Source organism: Formosa sediminum (genome assembly GCF_007197735.1).
Classification (GTDB): Bacteria; Bacteroidota; Bacteroidia; order Flavobacteriales; family Flavobacteriaceae; genus Formosa; species Formosa sediminum.
In genome coordinates this window covers 3,650,073-3,664,689 of record NZ_CP041637.1, presented here as the reverse complement: position 1 = coordinate 3,664,689, position 14,617 = coordinate 3,650,073, and the positions used below count along the sequence as shown (strand labels likewise).

Here is a 14,617-nt window from a genome sequence, read left to right as displayed (position 1 = left end):
ACAAAACTAATAAAACTTAACTGATAAATTTAATTAAATCGCCTAGCTTTTGAACGAAATAATTATTGAACTAGAAGAGATCACTCCAAAAGAATTTTTTGGAGCACAAAACGTAAATATAGAACTCTTAAAAAAATATTTTCCTAAGTTGAAAATTGTTGCCCGTGGGAATAAAATCAAAGCTTTTGGAGACGAAGAACTTTTAGAGGAATTTGATCGCAGGTTAACTATGTTGCTCAATCATTTTGCAAAATACAATAAGTTAGATGAAAATACTATTGAGCGCGTTCTTACAAGTCAGAGTAGCGACGATTATAAAACGTCTAAACAAAGTGGAGAAGTTATAGTACATGGTGCCAGCGGTAAGTTAATTAAGGCTCAAACAGCAAATCAACGCAGGTTGGTAGAAAGTATGCGTAAAAACGATATGGTATTTGCCATTGGTCCTGCAGGAACAGGAAAAACGTATACAGGTGTAGCCTTAGCGGTACAAGCTTTAAAAAACAAAGAAGTAAAGCGTATAATTTTAACACGTCCAGCAGTAGAAGCAGGAGAAAATTTAGGCTTTCTTCCGGGAGATTTAAAAGAAAAGTTAGATCCCTATATGCAACCTCTTTACGATGCATTACGCGATATGATTGCTCCAGAAAAATTAAACATGTATATTGAAAACGGTACCATACAAATTGCACCGTTAGCCTTTATGCGCGGACGTACATTAGATAATGCATTTGTTATTTTAGATGAAGGGCAAAATACAACACATGCACAAATGAAGATGTTTTTAACACGAATGGGAAAAAATGCTAAATTTTTGCTTACTGGTGATCCTGGACAAGTAGATTTGCCAAGACGAACCACTTCGGGGTTAAAAGAAGCGTTGTTAGTGCTTAAAAATGTAGAAGGAGTTGGTATGGTTTATCTCGATGAAAAAGATGTAATTCGCCATCAATTAGTTAAAAAAGTAATTGAAGCATATAAAAGTATTGAAAATAGAGGGTAGGCGTAAGTCTCCCTTTTTTTAGTTGTACACCATATGTTAGGTGCCTTAAGTATCAATTAAAAAGACTCTAAGTCTACGTGCTATATTTCTAGGTTTACGATATTGGATTTAAGATGTGAAATTTTAAAAGTCTATCTTTACAGTCATGACTAATTAAGAAAAATATATCTTCTCTAGTACTGTAAAATTGATTCTATGAAGGCCAAATGTGTTTCGTCCCTAATCTCAGGAGTAATAGCCTTGCTTTTATTTACAAGTTGTTTAGATGGATTTAAAAAGAAAACAGCTGTAGAATTTATTCATCCAGATTTGTATTTAGAACGAGGTAAATACACAGAATCTAAAGGAGTGGGACATGTAAAAATGTAGATCTAACAGATTCTATTTCTCCAAATCTTGCAAATCAAGGAAAACTTATTTTTACATCAAATTGTATAAATTGTCATAAATTAACAGATCAACGGCTTGTTGGTCCTGGTTGGGCTGGCATAACAAATAATAGACGACCAGAGTGGATCTTAAATATGATTATTAATACAGATGAAATGCTAGCACATGACGAAGAAGCAATCCTGCAATTAGAAGATTGTTTAACACGCATGCCAAGTCAAGATCTTACACTAGCAGAAGCACGTGCTATTTTAGAATTTATGCGTAAAAATGATATGCAACAAGTAAAACAAAAAGATGGTGCTGTACATAAATAACATATCAGTTATAAATAACATATCAGTTATAAATAGATAAATACCACTTAAATTTAAAGTCTATGGTCAAACTAATTTATATAATAATGTTTACTTTTACGACTTTAAAAGTTTTCAATTTTATTAATAATTAAAGCTTCTTAAAGGAAGTATAGATGCCATTTTTAACCCATGACAATTACAGATACTAATTTCAATTTTCCAGGACAGAAGAGTTTGTATAAAGGAAAAGTAAGAGCAGTTTATAATATTAACAACGATTTATTGGTTATGATAGCTACCGATAGATTAAGTGCTTTTGATGTGGTGATGCCTAAAGGAATTCCTTATAAAGGTCAGATTCTAAATCAGATTGCAACAAAATTTATGGCTCAAACCGAAGATTTGGTTCCAAATTGGTTGATTGCAACACCAGATCCTAATGTAGCTGTAGGACATTTATGCGAGCCTTTTAAAGTAGAAATGGTAATTCGTGGTTATATGTCTGGACATGCTGCTCGCGAATATAAAGCTGGAAAACGTATGTTATGTGGTGTGGCTATGCCAGAAGGGATGAACGAGAATGATAAATTTCCAGAACCTATTATTACACCTGCAACCAAAGCAGAAATGGGCGATCATGACGAAGATATTTCTAGAGAAGATATTATAAAAAAAGGGATTGTCTCTGAAGCAGATTATTTAGTGTTAGAAGATTATACACGTAAACTGTTTAAACGAGGTACAGAAATCGCAGCAGAACGTGGTTTAATTTTAGTAGATACAAAATATGAATTTGGTAAAACTAAAGAGGGAAAAATTGTTTTAATAGATGAAATACACACCCCCGATTCTTCACGTTATTTTTATGCAGATGGTTATGAAACACGTCAGGAAAAAGGAGAGCCTCAAAAGCAATTATCTAAAGAATTTGTGCGTCAATGGTTAATTACTAATGGTTTTCAAGGATTAGAAGGACAAACTTTACCACACATGAGCGATGAGTATATAGAAACGGTTAGCGAACGTTATATTGAATTATACGAAAATATTATGGGTGAGCCATTTGTAAAAGCAGATGTAACAAATATACAGGAACGCATTAAAACAAACGTAGAAAATTATTTAGCGTCTATGTAATCTTATTCGAGTTACTGTATTTAATTTAATAAAGCCCAGAGCCTTTTTAGTCTTAGTACTTAAAAAGGCTTTTATTTTGTCTTCTTGTAATACCATACTGCATATAATAACCATAAAGATCAAAGCTCCAAAAAACGCTGAAAAGGGGTCTAATGTTTGGTGTAAATAATTATAAAGACCTATGCCTGTAAAACTGCCATAAAGAATTATAAAGTGTACCACATAAATAGATAATGTATTATTACCTAGTTTAGAAATTAAAGGATGTTTTAAATACGCTTCACAAGCGTAAAAAATACCAAATGTAATGGCAACAGACCCTAATCTGGAAAATAAATAATTATAGTTTGCTGCATCGTAAAACAAATTAATATCTGTTAGTATGTAGAGCAGCTCTAGCGTCATTGAACTTAAATAACATAAAAAAAGTCCGCCAACTAATAAACTATAAATGGTAACGGTTTTAAAGTTTTCTTTGATTTGAAATTTTTCAAAAAAGATTCCAACGGCACCTCCAAAAGCTACATAGCCAAACCAAGGAAAAATGTTAAATACAGAACCATTTTCTTTAGTTAAGTAATTAACAAAAATATCTGGAACATGTGGTAATGTAAGATTGCGATATAAGGGTTCTGTAACAAATATAAGTGTACCTATAGCAATTAAAACTAAAGGTAATACTTTAGGTTTTGTTTTTAATAAAAGGTATAAGCCATTTAATAACAATAAAGATAGACCTATGATTTGTAAGACATCTATTACTAAAAAATAACTATTAAAATGTCCAGATAACCAATGAAAAATGGGGATTCTTAAAGCATATCCTATAGCTATTAAGGAAATGCCACGCTTCATATTTTTCTTAACCCTGAAACGTTCTGTATGCTTAGTTTCTGCCTTTTTTAGTAAAAACATAACAACCAATCCGGTGATTGTAAAAAATGTTGGAGCCGTATTACCTCTTAAGTCGGCCCAAATGTTAAAAATCGTGTGCGAAGACGATTTGTACTCAGCCGCTAATAGTCCATCAATAAAATGCCCTTGTAGCATCATTAATATAGCAAAAGCCCTTACAGCGTCTAGAAAATATAACCGGTTGTCTTTCAATGTAACTTATAATAAAAATGGGTGTAAAAGTACAATAAATTTAATTCTTAAAATTATCTAAATTTTATATTCTTTAAAATTTAAAAATTGATGTCAAATTATTTCAAAATCACCCTATAATGTACGCTTTTTTAAAAATAATGTTAAAGTTTTAATGTTAAAATGAATTATATTTAGCGAAATATTCTTATTGTTTCATGGTCTTTTTAGATAAATTATTCTCAGAATTTGCTTCTTTTGTTTGGGGCTTACCCTTATTAATATTACTTACAGGTGGCGGATTATATCTGCTTGCATTTTCAAAATTTTTGCCTTTCCGTTTTATTGATCATGCCATACAAGTCTTGAGAGGTAAATACGACGACCCTAATGATCCTGGTGAAATTTCGCATTTTCAAGCGCTTACTACAGCATTATCTGCTACTGTTGGTATGGGGAATATAGCAGGCGTGGCTGTAGCGATTGCAATAGGAGGACCAGGAGCCGTATTCTGGATGTGGATTAGTGCTATTATAGGTATGGCAACTAAGTTTTTTACATCTTCTTTGGCTGTAATGTATCGTGGTAAAGATAGTGCCGGCCAAATACAAGGTGGACCTATGTATTTTATTATGGAAGGTCTAGGAAAAAAATGGAAACCATTAGCGGTTATGTTTAGTGTATGTGGTTTAGTTGGGGCATTACCTATTTTTAATGTTAATCAATTAACTCAGGCCATAAACGATATTTTGCTAGCTCCAAATCAAATAGAAGTTGGTTTTACTTCCAGTTTAATAATCGGATTAATATTAGTCTCTATAACAAGTGTTGTTATTCTAGGAGGTATAGATCGCATAAGTAAAACTGCATCTAAATTAGTTCCTGCAATGGTAGGATTGTATTTTGTTTTGGTGTTAATTATATTAGTTATTCATATTCAAGATGTGCCAAAATATATTGGATTAATTTTCTCTAATGCTTTTACAGCTCAGAATTTTAAAGGCGATAATTTCTTAGGTGGAGCTTTAGGCGGATTGATTTTATTAGGAATTAGACGCGCTGCATTTTCAAACGAGGCAGGTATTGGAACTGCACCAATGGCTCATGGGGCAGCTAAAACGGCAGAACCTATTCGTGAGGGTTTAGTCGCTATGCTAGGACCTGCAATAGATACTTTGTTGGTTTGTACTCTAACCGCATTGGCTATATTAGTTACAGGAGTTTGGCAAACCTCAGATGCTAATGGAGTGAGTTTAACAGCTTCAGCGTTTAACCATGCCATTCCTGGTATTGGAAACTATTTGTTACTTCTTTGTATTTTTGTATTTAGTATTTCATCTCTATTTTCATATTCGTATTACGGTTCTAAATGCATGTCTTTTTTGTTTGGAGCAGATAAAAAACATTATTATAACTATGCATACATTGCAAGTATAATTTTAGGAGCAACAACGTCTTTAAATATGATGATTAACCTTATAGATGGCTTTTTTGCATTAATGGCTATTCCAACGATGTTGGCAACATTACTTTTAGCACCTCGTGTTTTAAAACGCGTAAAACTTTATGTTGCTACACTTAAATAATCTCAATATGTTCAAGTGATGTTACTCCTAAATATAATGATTTTAATGGAAGCTTAATTTTGCAACTATTCATCTGCTTCAGGTTTAATAAGTGCAGGCTGTTGTTGTTGTAAAAAACTTTGGTGTCTAGCAATCATTTGTTTTCGAAGTTCTTCCATATTTACGAAGTCATCTTTAAACGGATCAGCAAATAAATCGTCTTTAAAAAATGAAAAATTGAATATGGAATCTTGTGCAAACATATTGTCTAAATATTCGGGACTAATACCGGAGTGGTTAGCAAAGAATTTAGATTTAAAAGCTTGCATAATACTATCTGCATCTTTCGCGGTTAAATTTGTATGACTGTTATGTGACGACCAAGAATAAATACTGTCATATTTTATAAGATTACCTTGTTCATCAAATTCCTTATCTACTTTCCAAGTGCCTTTAGGCGAATTTTCAGTTGTGGCCTTTGGAGTCTGATCTTGGGCATTACAACTTATGCTTAATAAAGCAATCCATGCGATTAAAAAATGTTTTTTCATAATTCTATAGATTTAATAAAATGAGGCTGAAATTTTTTCAGCCTCAACATTAATAACGTATTAAAATAATAGCATTAAGAGATTTCTATTGTTCTTGCAGGCTTTTGTTTAGCCTCTTCACGTTTAGGTAAAAGTATATTTAAAATACCATCGGTATATTTTGCTTTAATCTTATCGGCATCAACACTTTCTGGTAAACTAAAGGATCTTTTAAAAGAAGCGTAACCAAATTCTCTACGTGTATAATTTTCTTCTTTATGCTCTTTGTTTTCCTCGGTTTTAGTCGATATAGATAACATTTGATTGTCTAGATCTATATTAAAATCAGATTTTTTAAGACCTGGAACAGCCATTTCAACAATAAACGCATCTGCAGTTTCTTTAATATTTACTTTTGGTAAAGTCATTCCTGTATTAAAATTAGAAGTAAATACAGATGGAAGATCTCTGTTAAATATATCGTCTAACCAAGTCGATAATGTAGGGAAGTTTTCATTTGAATTGTTTCTTGTTAAACTTCCGTTTTTAGGAACACTAACTAAATTGCTCATAATACAAAATTTTAAATTAAACATTATTTCAAATCTTGAAATCTACTCAGACTTCTAATAGTTTATTAGCAAATTAGATACCAAAATTAAAGCAATCTATTATAAGATAATTAGGAGATGTAAAATTGTCATTTTTATGAAAAATTGTCTTTTATTACCCTTTTTAAAATGACAATTTTACACTTCAAATCCATGTGAAAAAAGCTTAAATCCATTGGGAAAATGCGCGCTTAAAATGCGATTGTTATACTATTGTAATTGTGTTTGTGTGGATATTTTAATAATATGTAGTTAAATTTATGTTATCGGTAGAAAAAACTTACATTTTGAGTTAAATTTTTATAATTTAGAAGAACATATTGAAAACATCAAATTAACTTATAAACCAAAATGCACAATGAGTAATTATCACATAAAACATTTAGAAGAATATTATCAAGTTTATCGGAAATCTGTTAGAGAACCAGAAAATTTTTGGGCAGAAGTTGCCGAAGAACATTTTATGTGGAGAAAACGATGGAATACGGTTTTAAATTGGGATTTTGAAAAACCTGAAATAAAATGGTTTGAGGGTGCACAATTAAATATTACTGAAAATTGTATAGATAGACATTTAAGAACTAAAGGGAACCAAACCGCTATAATATTTGAGCCTAACAGCCCTGAAGATGAAGCCGAACATATAACCTATCAGCAATTACATGATCGTGTGTGCCAAATGGCAAACGTATTAAAAGATAAAGGAATTAAAAAAGGAGATCGCGTGTGTATTTATTTACCCATGATTCCCGAATTGGCCATAGCATTATTAGCATGTGCTAGAATAGGTGCAATTCATTCTGTCGTATTTGCAGGTTTTTCGTCTAAAGCTTTAGCATCCCGAATTAATGACAGTTCATGTAAAATGGTAATTACTTCAGATGGATCTTACAGAGGTTCAAAAACTATAGATTTAAAAGGGATAGTAGATGAAAGTTTAGAATTATGTACCACTGTAGAACATGTATTAGTAGTAAATAGAATAGATTCTGAAATAACCATGAAATCAGGTCGCGATGTGTGGTTGCAACCTTTACTTGATAAGGCTTCTACCATATGTGAACCAGAAATTATGAATGCAGAAGATCCGTTATTTATCTTATATACTTCAGGATCTACCGGAAAACCTAAAGGTATGGTTCATACTACTGGCGGATACATGGTTTATACCGCCTATACTTTTAAGAATGTATTTCAGTACAAAGATGGGGATGTATATTGGTGTACAGCCGATATAGGATGGATTACTGGGCATAGTTATATTGTTTATGGCCCATTAGCGAATGGGGCAACAACAGTGATGTTTGAAGGCGTGCCGCAATATCCTGATTTCGGACGTTTTTGGCAGATTGTAGAAAAGCATAAAGTGAATCAGTTTTACACAGCACCAACAGCAATTAGAGCTTTAGGAAAACAAAATATTTCTTTTGTAGAAAATTGTGATTTATCTTCGTTAAAAGTTTTAGGATCTGTAGGTGAGCCCATCAACGAAGAAGCTTGGCACTGGTATAACGATAATATAGGTAAACATAAAAGCCCTATAGTAGACACGTGGTGGCAAACAGAAACAGGAGGGATCATGATTACTCCAATACCTTATGTTACACCAACAAAGCCTACATACGCAACTTTACCATTCCCGGGGATACAACCTGCCTTGTTAGATGAGGAGGGCCAAGAGTTAAAAGGCAATCAGGTAGATGGGCGTTTGTGTATAAAATTTCCTTGGCCATCAATAGCACGAACCATATGGGGAGATCATCAACGGTATAAGGATACGTATTTTTCGGCATTTAATGGAATGTATTTTACAGGAGATGGGGCATTAAGAGATGAGGTTGGATATTACAGAATTACAGGTCGTGTAGATGATGTAATTATTGTATCTGGACATAATTTAGGAACTGCACCAATTGAAGATGCAATTAATGAACATCCAGCAGTTGCAGAATCTGCAATTGTAGGTTTCCCACATGATGTAAAAGGCAATGCGCTTTATGGTTATGTAATGTTAAAAGAGACTGGAGAATCTAGAGATCAGAATAATTTAAGAAATGAAATTAACCAATTAATTAAAGATCGTGTAGGAGCAATTGCTAAATTAGATAAAATACAATTTACGGAAGGCTTACCAAAAACCCGATCGGGTAAAATTATGCGTCGTATCTTAAGAAAAATTGCTAGTAAAGACTTAAGTAATTTAGGAGATACAAGTACATTATTAAATCCAGAATGTGTACAAGTTATTATAGATGAAAGTTTATAAAAACGAAATAGATATTCATAAAAAAATCCCGATACTTCATCGGGATTTTTTTATTCCTATTTTATTTAAGAATTATTTTTTCTTCGGAATAAATACGGGAAGTAATTCGGTTTTAACTTCTCCAAATCCAATTCTAATACCATCGTTTTCACAGTGACCTCGCATCACCACAGTATCGTAATCATTAATAAATTGGCGTTCTGTACCATCTTTTAAAGTGATAGGTTTAGTACCTTTCCAAGTAATTTCTAGCATAGATCCTAAAGAATCTGGAGTTGGTCCAGAAATGGTACCACTTCCCATTAAATCGCCAGAATTAACAGGACAACCGTTAATGGTATGGTGCGCTAATTGCTGAGACATGTTCCAATACATATACTTAAAATTGGTACGACAAACTACTGTTTCTTGAGCCTTTTTGGGTTGTATAGCAACTTCTAAATTAATATCAAAACTCTTTTTTCCTTTAGTTTGTAAGTATGGCATTTGCTCTTTAACAGGTTTTGGTCCTTGTACTCTATAAGGCTCTAAAGCATCTAAAGTTACAATCCAAGGCGACATAGAAGACGCAAAGTTTTTAGATAAAAACGGACCTAAAGGTGCATATTCCCAACTCTGTATATCTCGGGCACTCCAGTCGTTAAATAGCACTAGTCCAAAAATGTATTCTTCAGCTTCATTTACTGGAATAGGTTCACCTAAATCATTAGCATCTGTGGTAATAAATCCCATTTCTAATTCAAAATCTACAAATTTTGAAGGGCCAAATGTAGGCTCTTTGGCATCTATTGGTAACGTTTGTCCTTGTGGTCTGTGAATTGGGATGCCAGAAGGAATGATAGATGAACTTCTACCGTGATATCCCACTGGAATATGTAACCAATTAGGTAAAAGTGCATGATCTTCATCTCTAAACATTGTCCCAAGGTTAGTCGCATGTTGTTTACTCGAATAAAAATCAGTGAAATCGCCAATTTGAACAGGCAATTGCATTTCTATTTCATCTAAACGAAATAATACAATTTCTTTATGTTGTTTATTATTTTTAAGAGTGTCGTTTTCAGCATCAAAAATATCAGCAATTTTGTTTCGAACAGCACGCCAAGTTTTTCTTCCGTCAGCAATAAAGTCATTTAGTGTGTCTTGAAGAAAAATATCATCGGTTAAAGGAATGTCATTAAAATAACCCAATTGGTGTAAAGCCCCAAGGTCGATCGCGGTATCTCCAATTCGAGTTCCTATCGTAATAATATCGTCTCGGGTAAGAAAAACACCGAAAGGAATATTCTGAATAGGGAAATCCGAATTTTTGTCGACATGCAGCCATGTCTTACGATCTGGATTGTTGGCTGATATTTGCATAGTATAATTGTTAATTGTTTGTTTAATAAATTCTATTCAAATATATGTTTTTTGATGTATTTAACTAATCTATTTGTTATTTTTGATGAATTTTTAACGATAAATATAATGATGCAACGCGACGAACAAATTTTTGAATTAATAGAAGCAGAGAAACAACGCCAATTACATGGTTTAGAGTTAATTGCTTCAGAAAACTTTGTAAGCGACCAAGTAATGGAAGCTGCAGGTTCTGTTTTAACTAATAAATATGCCGAAGGTTACCCAGGAAAACGCTACTATGGTGGTTGTGAGGTTGTTGATGAAGTGGAACAAATCGCGATTGATCGTGCAAAAGCCCTTTTTGGTGCTGCTTACGTAAATGTACAGCCGCATTCAGGAAGTCAGGCTAATACTGCTGTATTTGCAGCATGTTTAAATCCTGGTGATAAGATTTTAGGTTTCGATTTATCACATGGAGGGCACCTAACACATGGGTCTCCTGTAAATTTTTCTGGAAAATTATACAATCCAACATTTTATGGTGTAGACCAAGAGACAGGGATTTTAAACTATGATAAAATTCAAGAAATCGCTACTAAAGAACAACCTAAATTAATTATTGCTGGTGCTTCTGCATATTCTCGTGATATTGATTTTAAGCGTTTTCGTGTTATTGCAGATAGTGTTGGTGCTATTTTAATGGCAGATATTTCTCACCCTGCAGGTTTAATTGCAAAAGGTATTTTAAACGATCCTATTCCGCATTGTCATGTAGTTACAACTACTACACATAAAACATTAAGAGGACCAAGAGGTGGAATGATTATGATGGGCGAAGATTTTGAAAACCCATTCGGAATTACGCTTAAAAACGGAAGCAAAAGAAAAATGTCTTCTTTATTTGATTCGGCTGTGTTTCCAGGAAACCAAGGTGGACCTTTAGAGCATATTATTGCTGCTAAAGCTATTGCTTTTGGTGAAGCACTTACAGACGACTACTTAACTTATATGTTACAGGTTAAGAAAAATGCTGCGGCTTTAGCTGAGGCGTTTGTAGCAAAGGATTACAATATTATTTCTGGAGGAACAGATAACCATATGATGCTTATTGATTTAAGAAATAAAAATGTATCTGGAAAACAAGCTGAAGAAGCTTTAGTTAAAGCAGAAATTACTGTAAACAAAAATATGGTGCCTTTTGATGATAAATCGCCATTTGTAACGTCGGGAATTCGTATTGGAGCTGCGGCAATTACAACTAGAGGTTTAAAAGAAAGCGATATGCAAACTATTGTAGATTTAGTTGATGAGGTTATTTTAAACCTAGAAGACGAAACTGTTTTAGCTGCTGTAGCCACTAAAGTAAATGCACTTATGGCCGATAGACCATTATTTGTATCTTAATATATACATAATAATATATAATATAAAAGGCTGCCAATTGGCAGCCTTTTTAGTTAATGATACATTTGGGAATTAATCATTAAAATAAAATCCGTTAGGAGCTATACCAACACTGTAAGTATTAAGTAGCGTACCGGTTAGTGTATATTCGTAAGTTGTTCCTGTAGAAGCAAAATCTCCAGCGTCTGCAATATAAATAGTATCGTCTTCTACTGCAAAACCATACATAGCACCATAATCTGAAGTGGATGTATACGTTAATACTTCGGTTGGAGTGGTACCGTTTAAGTCAAGCGCATATACTGTAGTCGCATCAGTAAAATAGAAGGTGTCGTCTTCAATATTTAATTGCTTAGGGCTAGAAACATAAGCACTTAATTCTATAGAATCTGTAATAGTATTTGAAGATTCACTAATTTCAAAAATATGTGACGTGCCATCAAAATTGGTCGTTAATACATAAATAGCATCGTCTTCTTCAACTATTGAATTTGGAGAATTTCCATCTCCTAAATCAATTTCAACAGTGTCTCCTGTGCTTGGGTTTAAAACAGTAATAGTTTGTCCACTTCCATAATAGCCGTTAGCAAAATAAAGAATACCATCTTCTTCAATAACGTGTTCAGCAACTTTCATAGAAAAAGTTGAAGTAGAATAATCTGCTAAATCTATAACGGTAACAAAATCGTCAGATCCATCGTCCCAACCATTAGAATTTGTAACATAGGCTTTACCATTAGCTATAGCTCCATATCTAGGTGCAGTAAGATCTGTTTCAATAGTTGTAATATATTCAAAAGTATAACGGTCTACAACTGTAATTTGATTTGTTCCTCCAGAAATAATATAAGCATTATTGTCATCAAAAAACACATGTTGTAAAGCATCTCCAATTTCTGGCGATGTTGGGTTTACTGTAGTGTAAATATCGTTTGTTAGTGTGCCGTCTTCTCCAATAAATGTAACTCCTGAAGTACCTATATTACCAAATTGACCTTCGTTTAATACAAAATACCCTTCGGTATAGCTTCCTTCTGGTATGTTAATAGCATCATCATCATTATCGCTGCTACAAGAACTAAAAAGCGCAGCACTTGCAAAAGCAATGGCAAAAAATTTGTTTATCTGTTTCATGGTGTAATAATTATATATTAATGTTTAAAAAAAATGAGTAATTTCTGCCTGGCATGTATCGGCTAGACACGTTTTGGTAATTTACATTCCAAATATTATTGAGTTTTCCTCCTAAGGTAAAAGTGTCATTTAATGTGTAATCTAAACCAATATTTGACAGGTTATAATGGTCTAATTCGTATTGCGAAACATTGTCGGTTGTTGTAAACACATTTCCAACAAATAGCCATTGATAAAATGCCGATATATTTTTAAAATGATATCCTAAACTTGCTGTAGCTTTATGGTAAGGCACATATGTAAGTTGTTTTTTGGTATCTTGATTTTCTGAAATCGTATACGCATAGGTACTATTAAAACTAAACGTATGTAAATTTATGGTTCTAGAATACTGTAAAACCCCTTCTAAACCATACGTCACAACATGGTCTGTGTTAACAGGCTGCCAATACGTACCATTTGGTAACCAACGTATCATATCTGTAATGGAGTTATAATATGCTGTAACCGAAAGTGTAGTATGTTTTAATGTGAGATGATTACCTAATTCTGCCTGGTATGAGCTTTCCGGTTTTAAATCGGGATTACCACTGTTTTCCCAATATAAATCGTTAAAGGTTGGAATTCTGAAGTTTTTAGACCCGTTTATGGTAATCGAGTAGGGATTAGCCACCTGAAATTGGAGTCCTAAATTATATAAAAACGGACTATTATAATTAGTAGTAATTTCTTGACGAATTCCTAATTCATACAAAAACCAAGGGTTTAGTTGTTGTTTATATAGCAGATTAAAACTTGCAATCTTGCGTTTTTCTTCGTCAATACTTGAGCCTTTACCTTTATTTTGTGTCGCATCTACAATAGCATTTATCGTACTGTTTTCTGTAGGTGTGTAGCTAAAATCGTATTTAGCTATTATAGATTTTACACTTCCGTTACTGTAAGTGTCAGAATTTATGTTTGAGAAGTATTTATATTTTTCAGTCAGGTATGCTACCTTTAATTTTGATGTTATTTTGTTATAAAAACCATCCCATTCTAATAAATTCCGAGTGTTGAAATCCTGATATTTTGTAGGCGTTTCATTTGGAAGTATTAAAGACAAATGGCGTTCAGCATCAAAAGCATAACTATATAATTTTAATACATTATTGGTATTTAGTCTGTAACTTAAATTGGCATTTAAGCTGGTATTGTAAAAGGCGCCGTTTTGGTTGTAATTATCAGAATCTACATAATCGTAATCGTTATCAGAGCTATTTCTGCTAATTCCAATATTTGCACTTAAATTTTTAACAGCTATGTTTCCGTTATAATTAAGTTGAAAAGTATTAAAACTTCCATAACTACTTTTTATGGTGTTTTTAAAACCTTCGGTATAATTAAAAGTATTATTTAAATGAATACTTCCGCCAATAGCACCGCTTCCATAAATAACGCTTCCGCCACCACTACGTACACTTACATCATTAAAATTAGAGGTATTTATCGTATTAAAATCTGTTTGTCCATTTAACTGAGAGTTAATATTTATACCATTCCAAACCACTGCTGTTTGTTGTGCTGTGGTGCCCCGAAATGAAGGCGATGAAACCATACCTAAACCATTTTCTTTAAAATAAATAGGCGTGTTGTAATTTAATAAAGCTGTAAGTGAGGGCTGATTTATTGTGATGACACTATCGGTTAAAACCAGTACCGTTTGCGTATTCGAAAATTTATGTAGCTGTGTATCTGCACTAATAAAAATTTCGTCTAGTTTTTGAATAGTGTCGTTTTGCCCAATCAGAAATCCTGGGAAACATGACACAAATAAAATATAAACAGTTAGTTTTTTTTTCATACATC

13 protein-coding genes are annotated in these 14,617 nt (G+C 33.0%); 7 read left to right on the top strand and 6 right to left on the bottom strand.

What is annotated here, in order from left to right; genetic code table 11:
* The first annotated feature begins 49 nt into the window (after positions 1-49).
* The 4 genes from FNB79_RS16100 (at position 50) to FNB79_RS16090 (ending at position 2,829) form a co-directional block, all read left to right on the top strand.
* On the top strand, positions 50-1,003 hold the full coding sequence (locus tag FNB79_RS16100) for a PhoH family protein (protein ID WP_143382332.1): 954 nt from the start codon (positions 50-52) through the stop codon (positions 1,001-1,003).
* A 195-nt stretch (positions 1,004-1,198) separates the two neighbouring features.
* Positions 1,199-1,372: a hypothetical protein gene (locus tag FNB79_RS17305; protein WP_185967796.1), complete on the top strand. Its 174-nt coding sequence runs from the start codon at positions 1,199-1,201 to the stop codon at positions 1,370-1,372.
* 14 nt (positions 1,373-1,386) lie between these two features.
* On the top strand, positions 1,387-1,710 hold the full coding sequence (locus FNB79_RS16095) for a c-type cytochrome (RefSeq protein WP_143382331.1): 324 nt from the start codon (positions 1,387-1,389) through the stop codon (positions 1,708-1,710).
* Between the two features lie 171 nt (positions 1,711-1,881).
* Positions 1,882-2,829 (top strand): phosphoribosylaminoimidazolesuccinocarboxamide synthase, encoded by a 948-nt coding sequence (locus FNB79_RS16090; RefSeq protein ID WP_143382330.1) that lies wholly within the window; start codon positions 1,882-1,884, stop codon positions 2,827-2,829.
* Here the strand turns inward: FNB79_RS16090 and FNB79_RS16085 are convergent.
* On the bottom strand, positions 2,815-3,936 hold the full coding sequence (locus FNB79_RS16085) for a heparan-alpha-glucosaminide N-acetyltransferase domain-containing protein (protein WP_143382329.1): 1,122 nt from the start codon (positions 3,934-3,936) through the stop codon (positions 2,815-2,817). The two genes, FNB79_RS16090 and FNB79_RS16085, sit on opposite strands and share 15 nt — an antisense overlap.
* A gap of 197 nt (positions 3,937-4,133) precedes the next feature.
* Between FNB79_RS16085 and FNB79_RS16080 the strand changes: the two genes are divergently transcribed.
* Entirely contained in the window at positions 4,134-5,501 is a 1,368-nt protein-coding gene (locus FNB79_RS16080; RefSeq protein WP_143382328.1) for an alanine/glycine:cation symporter family protein, read from the top strand.
* A gap of 65 nt (positions 5,502-5,566) precedes the next feature.
* Here the strand turns inward: FNB79_RS16080 and FNB79_RS16075 are convergent, their stop codons facing one another.
* Together FNB79_RS16075 and FNB79_RS16070 are read right to left on the bottom strand one after the other, a co-directional pair.
* Positions 5,567-6,031, bottom strand: a complete 465-nt coding sequence (locus FNB79_RS16075; protein ID WP_143382327.1) for a hypothetical protein — start codon at positions 6,029-6,031, stop codon at positions 5,567-5,569.
* Positions 6,032-6,105: 74 nt separating this feature from the next.
* Positions 6,106-6,582: an Hsp20/alpha crystallin family protein gene (locus FNB79_RS16070; protein ID WP_143382326.1), complete on the bottom strand. Its 477-nt coding sequence runs from the start codon at positions 6,580-6,582 to the stop codon at positions 6,106-6,108.
* A 367-nt stretch (positions 6,583-6,949) separates the two neighbouring features.
* On the opposite strand from FNB79_RS16070, the gene acs reads away from it, so the two are divergent.
* Positions 6,950-8,887 (top strand): acetate--CoA ligase, encoded by a 1,938-nt coding sequence (gene acs / locus FNB79_RS16065; protein WP_262711372.1) that lies wholly within the window; start codon positions 6,950-6,952, stop codon positions 8,885-8,887.
* Positions 8,888-8,959: 72 nt separating this feature from the next.
* On the opposite strand, the gene fahA is transcribed toward acs, so the two are convergent.
* Positions 8,960-10,249, bottom strand: coding sequence for a fumarylacetoacetase (fahA, locus tag FNB79_RS16060; RefSeq protein ID WP_143382324.1), 1,290 nt, complete (start codon positions 10,247-10,249; stop codon positions 8,960-8,962).
* A 111-nt stretch (positions 10,250-10,360) separates the two neighbouring features.
* Here fahA and glyA point away from each other — a divergent pair, with 111 nt between their 5' ends.
* Entirely contained in the window at positions 10,361-11,635 is a 1,275-nt protein-coding gene (gene glyA / locus FNB79_RS16055) for a serine hydroxymethyltransferase (RefSeq protein WP_143382659.1), read from the top strand.
* 72 nt (positions 11,636-11,707) lie between these two features.
* Here glyA and FNB79_RS16050 read toward each other — a convergent pair whose 3' ends face one another.
* Both FNB79_RS16050 and FNB79_RS16045 read right to left on the bottom strand, forming a co-directional pair.
* Entirely contained in the window at positions 11,708-12,769 is a 1,062-nt protein-coding gene (locus FNB79_RS16050; protein WP_143382323.1) for a hypothetical protein, read from the bottom strand.
* Positions 12,770-12,779: 10 nt separating this feature from the next.
* Positions 12,780-14,612: a TonB-dependent receptor plug domain-containing protein gene (locus FNB79_RS16045; RefSeq protein WP_143382322.1), complete on the bottom strand. Its 1,833-nt coding sequence runs from the start codon at positions 14,610-14,612 to the stop codon at positions 12,780-12,782.
* Positions 14,613-14,617: the final 5 nt, after the last annotated feature.

Excerpts from the sequence above, each read along its gene's own strand:
- FNB79_RS16075 (WP_143382327.1), bottom strand. The coding sequence starts at position 6,031 with ATGAAAAAACATTTTTTAATCGCATGGATTGCTTTATTAAGCATAAGT.
- FNB79_RS16080 (WP_143382328.1), top strand. The coding sequence starts at position 4,134 with ATGGTCTTTTTAGATAAATTATTCTCAGAATTTGCTTCTTTTGTTTGG.
- glyA (WP_143382659.1), top strand. The coding sequence starts at position 10,361 with ATGCAACGCGACGAACAAATTTTTGAATTAATAGAAGCAGAGAAACAA.
- FNB79_RS16090 (WP_143382330.1), top strand. The coding sequence starts at position 1,882 with ATGACAATTACAGATACTAATTTCAATTTTCCAGGACAGAAGAGTTTG.
- FNB79_RS16050 (WP_143382323.1), bottom strand. The coding sequence starts at position 12,769 with ATGAAACAGATAAACAAATTTTTTGCCATTGCTTTTGCAAGTGCTGCG.
- FNB79_RS16070 (WP_143382326.1), bottom strand. The coding sequence starts at position 6,582 with ATGAGCAATTTAGTTAGTGTTCCTAAAAACGGAAGTTTAACAAGAAAC.
- FNB79_RS17305 (WP_185967796.1), top strand. The coding sequence starts at position 1,199 with ATGAAGGCCAAATGTGTTTCGTCCCTAATCTCAGGAGTAATAGCCTTG.
- fahA (WP_143382324.1), bottom strand. The coding sequence starts at position 10,249 with ATGCAAATATCAGCCAACAATCCAGATCGTAAGACATGGCTGCATGTC.
- FNB79_RS16045 (WP_143382322.1), bottom strand. The coding sequence starts at position 14,612 with ATGAAAAAAAAACTAACTGTTTATATTTTATTTGTGTCATGTTTCCCA.